Here is a 15,697-nt window from a genome sequence, read left to right on the forward strand (position 1 = left end):
CCGAACGCCGGCCGATTTGCTCGAACGCCTCTACGACTGGACGATCGCCGCCGCGCGCACGCGCCAAGCCCCCGCGGTGATGGCGGCGATCTCCTTCGCCGATTCCTCGTTCTTCCCGATCCCGCCGCACCCGTTCCTGGCGGCGCTGATCATGGCCGACCGCACGCGCGCCTATTGGTTCGCGACGTTGTGCACCGTCGCCTCGGTGATCGGCGCGTTTCTAGGCTACGCGATCGGCGATCTGCTGTTCGAGACGGTGGGGATGTGGCTGGTCGAGAAATACGGCTACGCCCATCACCTCGACGCGTTCCGCGAGATGTTCGCCGAATGGGGCTTCTGGCTGATCGCGGGCAAGGGCCTCACACCCATCCCGTTCAAGATCGTCACGATCGGCGCGGGCCTTGCGCAATATCCGCTGCTACCCTTCTTCATCGCGTCGGTCTTCGCGCGCGGCATTCAGTTCTACGCGATGGCGTGGCTCTTGAAACACCAGGGCTCGGTGCTGGAGCGCTGGTTCCGCCGCTACGCGAGTGCCTTGGGCTGGACGATCGCGGCACTCATCGTCGCGCTGATTGTCTGGTTCGAATTTCTGCGCTAAACCGCAGCCTCATCCTTCGACAAGCTCAGGATGAGGCGAACTTAATCCGCCTCATGGTGAGCCTGTCGAACCATGATGCGGGTTAGCGAAGAACCGCGATCAGATCGGCGCGATCGAGTGTCGGCCAATTCACCAGGATTTCATCGACGGTCATGCCGTCGGCAAGATTGTCGAATACGACCGAAACGGGCACGCGTGTCCCGCGAAAACAAGGGGCACCGCCCATGCGTTCGGGATCGGTAACGATCAGCGTTTCGAGGCTCACAGCACTCATAGACCGACTATATCACGCCGGTCGGCTGCCTCAAAATCACGCCCCGAAGAATTCGAGCTGCCATTTCAGCTCTTCTTCCGTCAGCGGCCAGCCGTCCCATTTGGGCTGGTTGAGCACGTTCTTGGGCGGCAGCGACAGCGTGCGCTGCTGGATCGCGACGGCGGTGGCGAGCTTGAGCTTCGCCTTCCAGCACAAGGCGATCACGCCCTTGGCCGAGCGCGCGGTCAAAATCTTGTCGACCGCATCGGCGCGGATCGCGGCGAGTTCGGCCAGCGCCAATTTGACGAACAGCTTTTCCCCGCCTTGCGCCGCCGCGGTGATCGCCGCGTCGTCGAGCTTCTTTTCCCGGCGCAGGCGTTTGACCTTGTCGCCGACGGTTTCACCCGGTTCTTCGCCCTCGCCGCCTTTGGCCCAATCGGGATCGGCGACCGGGCGCTTGCGCGTCGCCGGACCGCCGCCGCCTTCTTCGCCCGCGTCGGCCGCTTCGGCGATGCGCTTGCGCACTTCGGCCGTGACCGCCTCGCGCGTCGCGGGATCGAGATCGGGGCGTGCGGCTAAACGCTGCGCGAAAGCTTCCGCGACGAAGGCCGCGATCTTCAGCGCCATGCGATTCGGCAGTTTGGGCCGATCGACCAGAGGCCCGTGCCAGGACGGGCGCGACGGCGCTTTTTCGAGCACGAGGTCGAGCGTTTCCTCGCGGATCTGCGCGGAATTGTTGGCAAGCAACGTCGCCACCGCATCGGTATCGTCGCTCGCCACGATCGCGTCGGAGAGGCGCTCGGTGACGCCTTCGCGCCGCGCGACGATGGCGGTCGCACCTTCGGCGAAGCGGCCTTTGACGATCTCGATCAGATCTTCTTCGGTCAGCAGCGGCGAGAACTGCAGGACCGGGGCGGCGACGGCGAGCTCCGCGTCCCGCGCGAGCTTCTTGACGAGTTCGGGCGGCGCGTCGGCGACGTCTTTCAGCGTATCGGCGACCACGCCGCGCACGCGCGCGGCCGTGTCCTTCGCCAGCACTTCCAGCGTCTGCATGATGTGCTGGCGCGCGGCGTCCTGCTCGCCCGGCTTCAGGCCCGGCAGAACGCGCTGGACCTTGCCCGCGAGGCCCACGCGCACGTCTTCGCTGCGGTCGCCGGCGAGCTTCATATCCGCTTGCCAAGGCAGAGCCGAATTGTCGGCGAGCGCCTGGCGCACTTCCGGCGCGTTATCGTCGGTCAGGTAATACAGCAGCTCGGGCCGCAAATCGGTGCGCTTGGCCAAATTCGTCCGGACGAAAATATCCGGATCGTTCAGCATGCGTTTCGCGGATTCGTATTCGGATTGGTCCATGTTCGGATCAGTTCTTCGGGGGCAACGCGGGTGCTGCATCCAGCGCCACCGCATACGTCCCCTTGCCTTTGCGTTTGACTTCGTACATCGCGCCGTCGCCGCGCACGAGCAACTCGTCCACGGTTTCAGGCTTCGCGGGATCGTGCAGCGCCACGCCGGCGGAGAAGCCGAGCGGCTTTTCGGGGCTCGCCGACACGCCCAGCAATTCGCCGCGCATATCGAGGATGTGTTTGGCCTTGGCGATCGCGCCGTCGAGATCGGTCTGGTCGAGCCACAGCGCGAATTCGTCGCCGCCCAAGCGCGCGACCAGATCGTTGATGCGCGTCGCCTTGCGCAAGGTGCGCGCGACCTGCTTCAAAGCCGTATCGCCGGCTTGGTGGCCCAGGATGTCGTTCACCGCCTTGAAATTGTCGAGATCGACATAGATCAAGGCGCCTTGGGTGCCGCTGCGCTTGCACGCGGCGATGCGCGCTTCCAATTCCGACACGAAGCGGCGCCGATTGAGCAAGCCGGTCAACGCGTCGGTCGAGGCTTGGCGGTCGAGCGCTTCGATATGGTCGAGCTGGGCATGCGCGATGCCGAGTTGCGCGGCGATCTCCGCCAGCACGTCGCGCTCGCCTTCCGTCCAATCGTCGGCGAAGGGATCGCGGAACAACGCGACCAGCCCGTTGATGCGCCGGCGGAACGCGGTCGGCGCCACGAGCGCGCGCCCGCCTTTGGAGCGCAACTCGACCAGCGCATCCGCCCCTTCGGTATCCGGCCGGTCGAGGCGCAATTTGGCCGCGAAGCGCCGTTCGATATCCATATCCTCGGGGAACTTGCCGCCGAATTGCGCGCCGGACACGAATTGCGAAATGCCGTCCATGTCGTCGACGACACGCCAGATGGCGCAGCCCGCCCCCAAGGCGCGCGCGGTTTCGGTCGCGGCGGCGGTCAGCAGCGCCTTGGCCTCGACCTCGTCGCGCACCGCGCGCACGACATGCGCGATCAGGCGTTCGCGATTGCGCGCCTCGGCGAGTTCGGCCTCGCGCTCGCGCGCCTCGGTCACGTCGCGGGCGAGACCGCGTGCACCCTTCCAGCGTCCGTCGGGCGCGAACAAGGGCAACGCCGAAATCTGCACGCACGCGTCCGACCCGTCGGCGCGGCGCAGCCACAATTCCGTCTGCTCGATCGGCACTTGGGTGAGGAACGGCTCGGCGACCGAGTTGTCGCCTTCCATATGCGCGAAGACCGTGGGCTTGCGGCCCAGCAGATCGTCCGCGCGCCAGCCCAGCGCCCCTTGCGGCGAGACGAAGGCGAAAGCGCCGTCGGCATCCGTCTCCCACGCGAAATCGGAGGAGATTTCGACGATATCCTTGTAGCGCTTGCGCGAGTCCGCCAGCGCATTGCGCATATTGGCGGCGAGGCTGACATCGCGTGCCAGGATCAGCACCGTATCGCCGGCCGGGACCAAGCTCACATCGAGTGTTACAGGCGCGGCCGCGCCGGGGACGACAACCGTATCCAGGCGCGAGGCACCGCCACCGGAAATCTCGGCGGCCAACGCGGAAAGATCGCCGGTGCGCGCCGAAAACTCGCTCAGCATCGCCTTGGCGGCGGCATTCGCCCCCAGCACGGCGCCGTTTTGCGCCAGCCGCGCGGCCGGGCCCGGCCAATGCGCGACCAAGCGGTCGTAGGGCGAGGCCATCGCCGGGGTCGACTCGGCCGCGATCGGCGGAACTCTCCCGTTTTCCTTGGCGTTGGCGCTCAAAACTTCGCTCCTCGAAGGCCGCGACATTAGCGCGGAACGGCTCGACCGCAAACATTGACAGCGCGGCGCCGCACCCGCATCTTCCGCCCGGTTTTAGAGCCCTCAAAACGACGGAAAATCGACCATGACCGCCGATCTCGCCGCGACCATCGACAAGGCTTGGGACGACCGCGATACACTTGGTTTCACGACCAAGGGCGCGGTGCGCGACGCGGTGGAAACCGCTTTGGCGGGTCTCGATTCGGGGTCGTACCGCGTGGCCGAAAAGACCGGCGGTAACTGGGTCGTCAATCAATGGCTGAAGAAGGCGGTGCTGCTGTCGTTCCGCCTGAACGACAACACGCTGATCGCCCATGGCCCCGGCTCGAACGGTGTGTGGTGGGACAAGGTGCCCAGCAAATTCGACGGCTGGGACGAAGCCAAGTTCCGCAAGGCCGGTTTCCGCGCCGTGCCGAATTGCACCGTGCGCCGCGCCGCGTTCATCGCGTCGGGCGTGGTGCTGATGCCGTCCTTCGTCAATATCGGCGCCTATGTCGATAGCGGCACGATGGTCGATACCTGGGCGACCGTCGGTTCCTGCGCGCAGATCGGCAAGAACGTGCATCTCTCCGGCGGCGTCGGCATCGGCGGCGTGCTCGAGCCGTTGCAGGCCGGCCCCGTCATCATCGAAGACAATTGCTTCATCGGCGCGCGCTCCGAAGTCGTCGAAGGCGTGGTCGTCGAAGAAGGCGCGGTGTTGTCGATGGGCGTGTTCATCGGCGCGTCGACCAAGATCGTCGACCGCGCAACGGGCGAAGTCTTCATCGGCCGCGTGCCCGCCTATTCGGTCGTGGTGCCCGGCAATCTGCCCGGCAAGCCGCTGCCCGACGGCACGCCGGGCCCGTCGACCTATTGCGCGGTGATCGTCAAGCGCGTGGACGCGCAGACGCGCGCCAAGACCGCCATCAACCAGTTGCTGCGCGACTGACGATGGCGGCGCAGGACCCCGTCGAATTCGCCCAGGCGCTGATCCGCCGCCAATCGGTGACGCCCGCCGACGACGGCGCGCTCGGCACGCTCGAAGCGTTCCTGAAGCCGCTCGGCTATGACTGCCATCGGCTGAAATTCAGCGATGCCGGCACGCCGGATATCGACAATCTCTATGCGCGCATCGGCACCGGCGGTCCGCATTTCCAATTCGCCGGTCACACGGATGTGGTGCCGACCGGCGAATTGAAGGGCTGGACGGTCGATCCGTTCGGCGCGGAGATCATCGACGGCTATCTCTACGGCCGTGGTGCGGTGGATATGAAAAGCGCCATCGCCGCGTTCGCCTGTGCCGCCGCGTCCTTCGCCGCCAAGAACGGCGGCAAGATCCCCGGCTCGATCTCGTTCCTGATCACGGGCGACGAGGAAGGCCCGGCGATCAACGGTACGGTCAAGATGCTCGATTGGATGAAGTCCAAGGGCGAGAAGGCCGATATCTGCCTCGTCGGCGAGCCGACGAACGAAACGACGCTCGGCGACATGGCCAAGATCGGCCGGCGCGGCTCGGTGAACATCAATCTGCTCGCACACGGCCAGCAAGGCCATGTCGCGTACCCGCATCTCGCCGACAATCCCATCCACCCGCTGATCGCGCTGCTGGCCGACCTCACCGCCAAGCCGCTGGACGCGGGCAACGCACATTTCCAGCCGTCGTCGCTGCAAGTGACGACGATCGATGTCGGCAATCCGACCGAAAACCTGATCCCGCAACAGGCCAAGGCGCGGATCAATATCCGCTTCAACGACATCCATTCGTCGAAATCGCTGATCGAGTGGCTCGACGCCCGCATCGCGGCGTTGGGCGGCAAGATCGACCGCACGTACCGCGTATCGGGCGAATCCTTCATCACGCCGCCGGGCCCGCTTTCCGATCTCGTGTCGGATGCGATCCAGGCCGTGCTCGGCCGCAAGCCCGCCTTGTCCACGACCGGCGGCACCTCCGACGCGCGCTTCATCTCGCGCCATTGGAAGGTGATCGAGTTCGGTCTGGTCGGGCGCACGATGCACAAGACCGACGAGCGTTGCGCGGTCGACGACATCCGCAAGCTCGCCGCGATCTACGAACGCATGCTCGACGCGTTTTTCGCCGCCCCCGCCTCGCGCTGGGCCTGACGCGATGGCCCTGCCCGCCCTGATCGCGCCGCTGTCGGGTGTCGCCGACATCCTGCGGGGCGATCGCGGCGGGGTCGCGAAACTCGGCCACGCGACCAATGCCGGGCTGATCGCGTCCTTCGTGATCCCGGCGCTGCTGGTCCTCGCCCCTTACGCCTATCTGACCGGCCAGCGTTTCGACTCGATGGGGATCGATCCCGACCCCGCCCAAATGCTGTTGATCGAGCCGCTCGCCTATATCGTCGGCTGGACGTTGTTCCCGGTCGCCTCGCATTTCTATTGCCAACGTTTGGGCCATACGCGCGACTGGTACGACTACATCGCCGCGTATAACTGGGCGAACGTGCTGCAGATGGGCCTCTATTTTCCCGCGGCCGTCCTCTACGAACTCGATCTGGCACCCGGTTTGCTTTTCGTCGTGTCCGTCGCGGTCGTGTCGCTCGCGATCGCGATTCATTTCCGGATCGCGCGGGTGGCGTTGCGCGTCGATCCGTTGCCGGCACTGGTTCTGGTCGCGATGGATCTGGCGTTGAGCCTGACCCAATCGCGGATTGTCGAACGGCTCTACACCTGAAAGGAAGCACCATGCGCGCGATCGTCCGGGATTTTTCGATGCGCGGGCCCGAGGATTGCGCGGCGCTGTCCGCCGCCTTCGCCGACGGATCGCTCGATCCCAAACGCATCGTCGCGATTCTGGGCAAGACCGAGGGCAATGGCTGCGTGAACGATTTCACGCGCGGCTACGCCACACTCGGCATGAAACTCGCCATCGCGGCGGCGACCGGCGAAACGCCCGAGCAGGTCGGCAAACGCGTAGCGCTGGTCATGTCCGGCGGCACGGAAGGCGGGCTCAATCCGCATATGCTGGTGTTCGCGACGGCGGACGACGCCACGCCGCCGAAGCCGGGCGCCAAACGCCTCGCGATGGGCACTGGCTTCACGCGCGATTTCGCCGCGACGGAACTGGGGCGGCGCGCGCAGATCGAAGCGACCGCGCAAGCGGTGCGCGACGCGATGAAGCAAGCGGGTATTTCGGGCGCCAAGGACGTGCATTACGTCCAGATCAAATGCCCGCTGCTGACCGCTGAACGCATCGCGGGTGCGGATGTCGTCACCCACGACACCTACGAATCGATGGGCTATTCGCGCGGCGCCTCGGCGCTGGGCGTCGCGCTCGCGCTGGGCGAGATCGCCGCCCCGCCGGCCGACGATGCCGTGTGCCGCGACTGGGCGCTGCATTCGGGGGTCGCCAGCACGTCCGCCGGGATCGAGTTGCTGCGCAACGAAATCATGGTGCTGGGCAACTCGGACGCTTGGTCGGGCGACCTCGCGATTTCGCATCGGGTGATGAAGGACGGCATCGACGCGCCCGCCTTGTGGGCGGCGCTCGCCGATCTCGGCATCGAGGGCAAAGGGCAGTTGGACGAAGCCGCGCGCAAACGCCTCGTCGCCGTATTGGCGAAGGCCGAGCCGCCACGCACCGGCAATATCCGCGGGCGGCGCCATATCATGTGGGACGACAGCGACATCAACGCCACGCGCCATGCGCGCGCTTTGGTCGGCGGCGTGCTGGCGGGGGCGGTCGGCGATACGCGGCTATTCGTGTCGGGCGGCGCGGAACATCAAGGCCCCGATGGCGGCGGCCCGGTCGCGGCGATCGGCCGCGTCTAGTACCCCACGCGCACGAGATAGAGGCCTTCGGCCGGCGCGGTCGGCCCGGCGGCGGAACGGTCGCGCGCCGCCAGCGCGTCGGCAACGTCCTGCGCCGACCATTTGCCTTCGCCCACCATTTTGAGCGTCCCCGCCATGTTGCGGACTTGGTGGTGGAGGAACGAGCGCGCCTCGGTCGTGATCTCGATTTCGTCGCCCACGCGGCGCACGTCCAGACGGTCGAGCGTCTTCTCCGGGCTTTTGGCCTGGCATTCGGTTGCGCGGAAGGACGTGAAATCGTGATGGCCGACCAGCACTTGCGCGGCGACATGCATCGCTTCGGCGTCCAGGCGATGGGGCACATGCCAGACGCGGCCCGCCTCCAGCACCGGCCGCGCGCGGCGATCCGAGATGCGATAGAGATAAGCGCGTTTCACCGCCGAAAACCGCGCATGAAAATCGGGCGGCACTTCCGCCACGTCGATCGCCGCGACGCCGGCGGGCTGCAAATGCCAATTCAGCGCGTCGCGAATTTTGAGCGGGTCCCAGTCGCGCTCGAGATCGACATGCGCCACTTGCCCCAGCGCATGCACGCCCGCATCGGTGCGCCCGGCGGCCGCGACGTCCACCGCATGGCCGCAGAATTTCGGGAACGCGGCTTCCAGCGCTTCCTGCACCGACGGCCCGTTGGGCTGGCGCTGCCAGCCGACGAAACCGCCGCCGTCGTATTCGAGGATCAGCTTGTAGCGCGGCATCGCTACAGCACCGTGCCGGGCGGCAGGTCGAATCCGTTGGCGAAGGCGGCCGCGTTCATCGGCTTGCCGCCCGCGCGCTGAAGCCGTGTGAGCGCCAACGCGCCGTCGCCGCACGCCACGACCGGCGGCGAGCTCAGCACCGTGCCGGGCGCGCCCTTGCCGTCGACCTTCTTGGCGGCGAGCACCTTGATGCGCTCGCCCTTCGCCTCGAACCACGTGCCCGGAAACGGATCGAAGGCGCGGATACGCCGGTCGAGTTCGTCGGCCGACAGCGACCAATCGAGCTTCGCCTCCGCCTTGTCGAGTTTCTTGGCGTAGGTGACGCCCGCTTCGGGCTGAGCTTCCGGGCGCAGATCGTCGAGCCGCGCAAGCGCATCGACGATCGCCTTGGCGCCGATCGCCGCGAGTTCGTCGTGCAATTTGCCGCCGGTCGTGTCGGGCCCGATCGGGATTTGCGCCTTCAGCAGCATGGCGCCGGTATCGAGCCCGGCATCCATCTGCATGATGGTGATGCCGGTCGCCACATCGCCCGCTTCGATCGCGCGCTGGATGGGGGCCGCCCCGCGCCAGCGCGGCAGCAGCGAGGCGTGGATATTGAGACAGCCAAGGCGCGGCGCTTCGAGGATCGCTTTGGGCAAAATCAGCCCGTAAGCCGCGACCACGGCGATATCGAGCGCCAAACCGGCGAAGGCCGCTTGCTCGTCCGGCGATTTGAGCGAGGCCGGATGACGCACTTGAATGCCGAGCGCCAATGCCTTCTCGTGCACGGGCGAGCGTTGCTCGCGCTGGCCCCGCCCGGCGGGGCGCGGGGGCTGGGTGTAGACCGCGACGATCTCGTGGTCGGCCTTGGCCAATGCGTCGAGCGCGCCCACCGCGAAATCGGGCGTGCCCATGAAGGCGAGGCGCAGCTTGGTCACCGCTTAGGACGCCTGCTGGCGGCGGGCCTTGGAGACCTTGCGCAGGATCATATTGCGTTTGAGCGTCGACAGATGGTCGACGAACAACACGCCTTCGAGATGGTCCATCTCGTGCTGGATGCACACGGCGAGCAAGCCGTCGCAATCGATCTCGTGCCGCACACCGTTCTCGTCCTGATAGCGCACGCGGCATTGCGCGGGGCGCGTCACTTCGGCGTATTGGCCGGGCACCGAGAGGCAGCCTTCCTCGCACGGCACTTCGTCGTCCGATTCCCAGACGATCTCGGGATTCAAGAATTTGCGCGGGGCCGCGTCTTCCTCGTCGCGCGCCAAATCCATGACGATGGCGCGCAGCGGCACGCCGATCTGCGGTGCGGCCAAGCCGATACCCTTGGCCGCGTACATCGTCTCGACCATGTCGTCGAGCAGCTTGCGCAACTCGTCGTCGAAGGTCTCGACGCGGCGGGCCTTGATCTTCAGCTTGGGGTCGGGAGCGACCAGGATTTCGCGTATCGCCATAGGCGTTTAGGTAGGCGAGGCCGGGCCCGGGGTCAAGCGCCCGCAAGGCTGGCTTGCGTCCATGACCGGCGCTAAGTTCCCACCCGAAATAGGGTTTTTCGGGGAGGCACGTCATGCCCACGACATTGATCAACAAGGCCGACGTTCTGCGCGCGCGTTTGGCCGAAAAGCGCCTGGCGGTGATGCCCGGCGTGTTCGACGGGCTGTCGGCCAAGCTAGTACGCGAAGCCGGGCACGAGGTCATGTTCATGTCGGGCTTCGCGGTGTCGGCCGCGCGCCTGGGCCAGCCCGACACCGGGCTGATCTCGATGTCCGAAATGCTCGACACGCTGCGCGCCTGCGTAGCCGCCGCCGGCGCGGTGCCGGTGCTGGGCGACGGCGACACGGGCTGGGGCAACGCATTGAACGTGCGCCGCACGGTCGAGGAATACGCGCGCGCCGGGGCCGCCGCGATCATGCTGGAAGATCAGGTCAGCCCCAAGAAATGCGGCCACACCAAGGGCAAGCAGGTCGTGAGCCGCAACGAAGCGAAAATGAAAATCCGCGCGGCCTGCGAAACGCGCGACGCGCTACGCAGCACGGGGGCCGGCGACATTCTGATCCTGGCGCGCACCGACGCGCGCGCGGTCAACGGTTTCGACGACGCCCTCGCCCGCTGCAAGGATTTCGTCGACGAAGGGGCGGACATCATCTTCCTGGAAGCGCCCGAAAACATCGACGAGATGAAGAAATTCTGCGCGTCGATCCCGCGCCCCTGCCTTGCCAATATGGTGCATCAGGGCAAGACGCCGGTTCTGCCGCCCAAGGAGCTGGAGGCGATCGGCTATCGCTTGGCGGTCTATCCCGTCATCGCCCTCGCCGCGATCATCCAAACGATGCGCGCGACGTTCGGCGCGTTGAAGGCGGGCGACGATACGAAACTGCCGCAAGCGATCACTTTCCCCGAATTGCAGGAAGCGGTCGGCTTCCCCGCCTATTGGGACGCCGAGAAGAAATACGCCGCCGAGTGATCAGTTAAGCTCGTCGATCGAGGCGATCGTGGCGTCGGCGCGGCGCGCCAGCAGCGCGCGGTGTTCGGCATCGGCGGCCACGGCGATGGCGTAGGCCCCGCCGGCACGGGCGAGATTCATGTCGTTGTCGGAATCGCCGACGACGACGATCTCGTCGGGCTTGCAGCGCGCGAGACGCGCGAATTCGAACACCGCTTCGGGATTCGGCTTGGGCGCGCACGGCCCGTCATAGCCCGAGACGAATTGGAAACAATCGCCCACGCCCAGCGCCATCAATTGCTGCTCGGTCGAGACGCGGGAATCGTTGGTGGCGACGCCGAGCTTCAATCCGCGCGCGCGCAAGCGGCCGACCACGCCCTTCAAATCGCCGAGCGGCGAGACGGAAGCGAGGATCGCCTTGGCGAAGATCGCGTCGAGGCGCCCAGCGTCGTGCGCCGAGCTTTTGCGGCCCAGCAACGCCGCCCAGCGTTCGGCAATCGCGGCGTTGGGGTTGTTGGCGAAAAACGCGTCGGGCGCGAACGTGCCCTTCGCCTTGTCCCAGCCCACCGCCTCGCACAGCATTTCGGCCTTGGCGCGGTCGCCGTCGGCGAAATGCAGTGCCCCCGCCATCATCGTGCCCGCCCAAGTGCGGTCGAAATCGACCAGCGTGCCGTCCTTGTCGAACAGGACGGCTTTGGTCTTCGCGGGCAGCACGCTCATCGCGTGCGCCACGCCTGGGTGCGCTTGGCCAAATGCGCGGCCAGCAGCGATTGGAGGATCTTCGCGAAGCCCGAGGTCAATACGATCACGATGCCCATGCCGGCGGCGGAGGCGGTGAAGCCGGCCTCGTCCATGTTGATGATCGAGACCGAGGCGAGTTTGGAGAACGGGCCGTAGAGGAATACGACGGCGGACACGGTCGTCATCGCGTTGACGAACATGTAGAACCACACGTCGAGCATGGCGGGCGAGACGACCGGCAGCGTCACCTTCCACGCCGTGCGCCAGACCGAGACCTTCAGCGACGCCGAGACGCTTTCGAACTCCGGGTCCATCTGCTTCAGCGCTTGCAGCGCCGTCAGATGGGCGACGGTGTAGAAATGGGTGATCGTGTTGAGCGCGAGGATGCCGATCGTGCCGTAAAGAAAGCCGAGCGGATTGCCGGGCTTGTTGAAGAAGAAAATATAGGCGATGCCGAGCACGAGGCCGGGCACGGCCAGCGGGATCATCGCCAAAAACTGCACGACGCCGCGCAGGATCTCGGCACCCTTGGTCTTCTCCACCAGCCACGCGCCGAAAGCGATGATGAAGGTGCCGAAGGTCGCGACCAACGCCGCCATTTGCAGCGTGTTGAAATAGGCGCTCCAGCCCGAGGCGTCGGCATTGGAGAAGATGTAGTGCCGCCAGGTCAGCGTCATGTTCCAGGGCCAGTACTGGATGAAACTGGCCCAGGCCGCGATGCCCAGCAGCGTCAGGATGCACAGCGCGATCGCCGTGCAGAAGGCGAACAGCAGCCAGTCGCGCATCGCGTTGGCTTGCGGCGTGAACGGCACCGCGCGCGCGGTCAGCAGCGCCACTTGGCGGCGCGCGACCCAGCGGTCGGCGGCGAAGGCCAGGCACGCGGGCAGCAACAGCACCATGCCGACCACGGCGCCCATTTCGAAATTCTGCTGGCCGACGACCTGCTTGTAGATATCGGTCGCCAAAACGTTGAAGCGCCCGCCGATCACCTTGGGAATGCCGAAATCCGTCGCGACCATCGTGAACACGACGAAGAACGCGCTGACCAGGCCGTATTTCACGCCGGGCAGCGTGACGGTCAGGAAGATGCGCGCGTTGGAAGCGCCCAGCACTTCCGCCGCTTCGTAATGGCGCTTGTCGGCGATCGACAAGGCCGTCGCCAAAATCAGGAACGCGTGCGGGAAGCAGTAGAAGACCTGCGCGATCACGATGCCGATGGGCCCGTAGACGCTGTTGCCCATCAGCACCCAGCGCGCCAAGCCCTGATTGCCGAACAGATAGATCAACGAAATCGCCGACAGCAGCGAGGGGGCGAGAATCGGCAGCAAGCCGATCGCGCGGAATGTGCCGCGAAAGCGCATCGTCGTGCGCGTCAGCGCATAGGCGTAGATGAAAGCGAGCGGCACGACGATCGCGGTCGCAAGCAGCGACACCCAAATCGTGTTCCACAGCGACGCGACCAGCGACGGCGTTTCCATATAACGCAGCCAGTTGGCGAGGCCGACCCAGGCGCCGTTCTGGTCGCGGAAGCTTTTTTCGAACAGCGTGCCGAGCGGCAGCGCCAGGAAAACGGCGAGATACGCGACCACGCCCAGCAGGGCGAGGCGTTGCAAAAGCGCGTCGGTGTCGAGACGGGTGCGCAAAGGAATGTCAGTCCGCGAAAACGCGCAAACGATCGGGCGGCAAGGCGACGGTCAGGCGCGAGCCTTCGCGCACGCCCACGTCGCGCAGCAGATTGGCCGAGAAATCGGCCTGCAAAGCCACACCGCCCGCCACACCCAATTTCGCGCGGCTGAAGGCGCCCATGAAGATCAGTTCGTCGACCGACACGTCGATGCGGTTGGCCGCACTCTCGGCGACGTTGCGCACCAGAATGTCTTCGGGGCGCACGCAGATACGCAGTTTGGCGCCGGCGACAAGCCCGCCGGGCGTATCGGCGGCCAATTCGCGCCCGCCCGCGGCGACCTTGCCCGGCGCCACGAAGGTCGCGGGCATGAAATTGGTCGTGCCGACGAAATCCGCCACGAACGGCGTGGCGGGCCGCGCGTACAACTCGTGCGGGGCGGCGAATTGCTCGATCTCGCCCGCATTCATCACCGCGATCCGATCGGCCATGGTCAGGCCTTCTTCCTGATCGTGGGTGACCATGATCGTGGTCACGCCGAGGCGGCGTTGCAGCGAGCGGATTTCGTGGCGCAGATGCTGGCGCACGCGCGCGTCGAGCGCCGACAGCGGCTCGTCAAGCAGAAGCAAACCCGGCTGGATGGCGAGCGCGCGGGCGAGCGCCACGCGCTGCTGCTGGCCGCCGGACAACTGGGCCGGATATTTCTTGGTCTCGCCGGGCAGGCCGACGAGGGTCAGCAATTCCTCGACCCGCGCGCGCGTATCGGCGCGCAAGGAACCTTTGGAACGCAGCCCGTAGGCGACGTTGTCGAACACGGTCAGGTTCGGGAACAGCGCGTAGCTTTGGAAAACGATGCCGAAATCGCGCTTGGACGGCGGGAAATTCGTGATGTCGACGCCGTTCTGAACGATGCGGCCCGATGTGGCGGTTTCAAGCCCGGCGATCATGCGCAGCAGCGTGGTCTTGCCGCAGCCCGAGGGGCCGAGAAGGCAGACGAACTCGCCTTGCGCCACCGTGAAACTCGCTTCGCGCACCGCATGGAAGGCGCCGAAGGACTTGCTGAGCTTGTCGACCGCCAGATGGGCCATTTCGAATACCGGACTCTTTTCAACGAAGCGGGGTGGCGGAGTTCCCTCCGCCACCCCGGCCGATCATTCCGCTTTCGCGCTTAGCGCGGCGCGGATTTGCTGTCGAAGCGCTTGGTCCATTCGGCCAGAACGCGATCGCGCATTTCGGCGATCGCTGCGAAATCCGCCTTGATCAGGCGGCTTTCGGTTTCGGCCGGATAGTTCGGCGCCGCACCCTTCACGTCCGGATGGGCGACGATGTTGTAGTACTTCGAATAGACCTCGTTCGCGGCCTTGCTGGCCGAGAAATCCATCAGCTTCTGGGCAGCGGCCATATTGCGCGTGCCCTTCACGATGGCCGAGGCTTCCATTTCCCAGCCCACGCCGTCCGTCGCGACGACGATGTCGAGCGGGGCGCCCTTGGTCTTTTCCTGGGCGGCGCGCATGTCGAACGAGATGCCGATCACCGCTTCGCCGCGCGCGGCCTGTACGCACGGGGCAGAGCCCGAATGCGTATAGACGGCGACGTTCTCGTGCAGCTTGGTCATGTAGTCCCAAGCCTTGGCTTCGCCCATGATCGCGATCCAGGACGAGACAGTCAGATAGCCGGTCCCCGACGAAGCCGGGTTCGGCATGACCAACGCGCCCTTGAAGGCGGGGTTCAGCAGATCGTCCCACTTGGTGATCGCCGGCAGATTGCGCTGCTTGGCGATCGCGCTGTTGTAGCAAACGGCGGCGGCGAACGCGTCCATCCCGTGCCAAGTGATCGGCGCGGCCGAATCCTTGAACGCCGGCTTCAACGCGGCGGCGGCGGGCGAGGTGTACTCGGCCAGCAGCCCTTGCTTTTCGAAATTCAGGATCGACGAAACCGCCAAGCCCCAGATGGCGTCGGCGCGGGGATTGTCCTTCTCGGCCAGGAAGCGCGCGGTGATCGTACCGGTCGAATCGCGCACCCAGGCGAGTTCGACGTCCGGGTTGGCCTTTTCGAACGCTTCCTTGAACGGCTGGAGCTGTTCGTTCTCGATCGCGGTGTAGACCGTGATGCGCGTGCGCGTCTGCGCGTCCGCCGAAGCGCCCGCGAGCAGGGCCGTGATGGCCGTCGCCGCGATCGCGAGCGGCCGGAAGCCGCGATGGAAGGTGTCGTTCATGTGTCCGCCTCGCCGGTTTATTGATGGGTCTCCTCACGCCTCCGGCAGAGCCGGAACGCGCGGGGGAGGTTATGGCGCCTCCGTTGCAAATTTGTGACCGGCCCGGAAACTTTCCGCAAGAGCCCTGTCGCGCGGGACCGGTAACCGGCCGCGGCGGTGCCCGCACACCATCCGGGCACCGCCCTGTCCAATCTTTA

The 15,697-nt window shown here is 66.0% G+C and carries 16 protein-coding genes; 6 read left to right on the plus strand and 10 right to left on the minus strand.

From position 1 onward, the window contains the following. Nucleotides 1-16: 16 nt before the first annotated feature. A complete protein-coding gene (locus tag J0H39_15060) occupies nt 17-598 on the plus strand; it encodes a DedA family protein (protein MBN9498073.1) in 582 nt (193 codons plus the stop codon). A gap of 82 nt (nt 599-680) precedes the next feature. On the opposite strand, the gene J0H39_15065 is transcribed toward J0H39_15060, so the two are convergent. From J0H39_15065 to J0H39_15075, 3 genes are read right to left on the minus strand one after another with little or no spacing between them, the layout of a single operon-like run. After that, nucleotides 681-872: a DUF433 domain-containing protein gene (locus J0H39_15065; protein MBN9498074.1), complete on the minus strand. Its 192-nt coding sequence runs from the start codon at nt 870-872 to the stop codon at nt 681-683. A 36-nt stretch (nt 873-908) separates the two neighbouring features. Further along, on the minus strand, nt 909-2,201 hold the full coding sequence (locus tag J0H39_15070) for a DUF2336 domain-containing protein (protein MBN9498075.1): 1,293 nt from the start codon (nt 2,199-2,201) through the stop codon (nt 909-911). 7 nt (nt 2,202-2,208) lie between these two features. Then, nucleotides 2,209-3,951, minus strand: a complete 1,743-nt coding sequence (locus J0H39_15075; protein ID MBN9498076.1) for a diguanylate cyclase — start codon at nt 3,949-3,951, stop codon at nt 2,209-2,211. 124 nt (nt 3,952-4,075) lie between these two features. On the opposite strand from J0H39_15075, the gene dapD reads away from it, so the two are divergent. The 4 genes from dapD to J0H39_15095 are packed head-to-tail and all read left to right on the plus strand — an operon-like array spanning nt 4,076 to nt 7,761. Further along, nucleotides 4,076-4,918: a 2,3,4,5-tetrahydropyridine-2,6-dicarboxylate N-succinyltransferase gene (gene dapD / locus J0H39_15080; GenBank protein ID MBN9498077.1), complete on the plus strand. Its 843-nt coding sequence runs from the start codon at nt 4,076-4,078 to the stop codon at nt 4,916-4,918. A 2-nt stretch (nt 4,919-4,920) separates the two neighbouring features. Then, nucleotides 4,921-6,090, plus strand: a complete 1,170-nt coding sequence (gene dapE, locus J0H39_15085; GenBank protein MBN9498078.1) for a succinyl-diaminopimelate desuccinylase — start codon at nt 4,921-4,923, stop codon at nt 6,088-6,090. Nucleotides 6,091-6,094: 4 nt separating this feature from the next. Continuing rightward, nucleotides 6,095-6,664: a hypothetical protein gene (locus tag J0H39_15090; protein MBN9498079.1), complete on the plus strand. Its 570-nt coding sequence runs from the start codon at nt 6,095-6,097 to the stop codon at nt 6,662-6,664. 11 nt (nt 6,665-6,675) lie between these two features. Beyond that, nucleotides 6,676-7,761: a ring-opening amidohydrolase gene (locus tag J0H39_15095; GenBank protein MBN9498080.1), complete on the plus strand. Its 1,086-nt coding sequence runs from the start codon at nt 6,676-6,678 to the stop codon at nt 7,759-7,761. Here J0H39_15095 and truA read toward each other — a convergent pair. The 3 genes from truA to J0H39_15110 are packed head-to-tail and all read right to left on the minus strand — an operon-like array spanning nt 7,758 to nt 9,931. Further along, the gene (truA, locus tag J0H39_15100; GenBank protein ID MBN9498081.1) at nt 7,758-8,495 is read right to left on the minus strand and encodes a tRNA pseudouridine(38-40) synthase TruA; all 738 of its coding nucleotides are present in this window, start codon (nt 8,493-8,495) and stop codon (nt 7,758-7,760) included. The genes J0H39_15095 and truA overlap by 4 nt on opposite strands. A gap of 2 nt (nt 8,496-8,497) precedes the next feature. Beyond that, nucleotides 8,498-9,403: a methionyl-tRNA formyltransferase gene (locus tag J0H39_15105; GenBank protein MBN9498082.1), complete on the minus strand. Its 906-nt coding sequence runs from the start codon at nt 9,401-9,403 to the stop codon at nt 8,498-8,500. Between the two features lie 12 nt (nt 9,404-9,415). Continuing rightward, complete coding sequence (locus J0H39_15110) at nt 9,416-9,931, minus strand: peptide deformylase (protein ID MBN9498083.1); 516 nt, start codon at nt 9,929-9,931, stop codon at nt 9,416-9,418. Nucleotides 9,932-10,044: 113 nt separating this feature from the next. On the opposite strand from J0H39_15110, the gene J0H39_15115 reads away from it, so the two are divergent. Beyond that, nucleotides 10,045-10,941, plus strand: a complete 897-nt coding sequence (locus J0H39_15115) for an isocitrate lyase/PEP mutase family protein (GenBank protein MBN9498084.1) — start codon at nt 10,045-10,047, stop codon at nt 10,939-10,941. On the opposite strand, the gene J0H39_15120 is transcribed toward J0H39_15115, so the two are convergent. The 4 genes from J0H39_15120 to J0H39_15135 all read right to left on the minus strand — a co-directional run bounded on the left by J0H39_15120 (nt 10,942) and on the right by J0H39_15135 (nt 15,500). Further along, nucleotides 10,942-11,640 carry an HAD family hydrolase gene (locus J0H39_15120; GenBank protein MBN9498085.1) on the minus strand — a complete coding sequence of 233 codons (699 nt, stop codon included), beginning with the start codon at nt 11,638-11,640 and terminating at the stop codon, nt 10,942-10,944. It lies immediately after the preceding gene. Next, nucleotides 11,637-13,310 carry a putative 2-aminoethylphosphonate ABC transporter permease subunit gene (locus J0H39_15125; GenBank protein ID MBN9498086.1) on the minus strand — a complete coding sequence of 558 codons (1,674 nt, stop codon included), beginning with the start codon at nt 13,308-13,310 and terminating at the stop codon, nt 11,637-11,639. Before J0H39_15125 ends, J0H39_15120 begins: the two co-directional genes overlap by 4 nt. A 1-nt stretch (nt 13,311) precedes the next feature. Continuing rightward, a complete protein-coding gene (locus J0H39_15130) occupies nt 13,312-14,373 on the minus strand; it encodes a putative 2-aminoethylphosphonate ABC transporter ATP-binding protein (GenBank protein MBN9498087.1) in 1,062 nt (353 codons plus the stop codon). A gap of 80 nt (nt 14,374-14,453) precedes the next feature. Then, the gene (locus J0H39_15135; GenBank protein ID MBN9498088.1) at nt 14,454-15,500 is read right to left on the minus strand and encodes a putative 2-aminoethylphosphonate ABC transporter substrate-binding protein; all 1,047 of its coding nucleotides are present in this window, start codon (nt 15,498-15,500) and stop codon (nt 14,454-14,456) included. Between the last annotated feature and the right edge of the window lie 197 nt (nt 15,501-15,697).

The sequence above is a fragment of the Alphaproteobacteria bacterium genome (genome assembly GCA_017308135.1).
In the GTDB taxonomy this organism is placed as follows: Bacteria; Pseudomonadota; Alphaproteobacteria; order CACIAM-22H2; family CACIAM-22H2; genus Tagaea.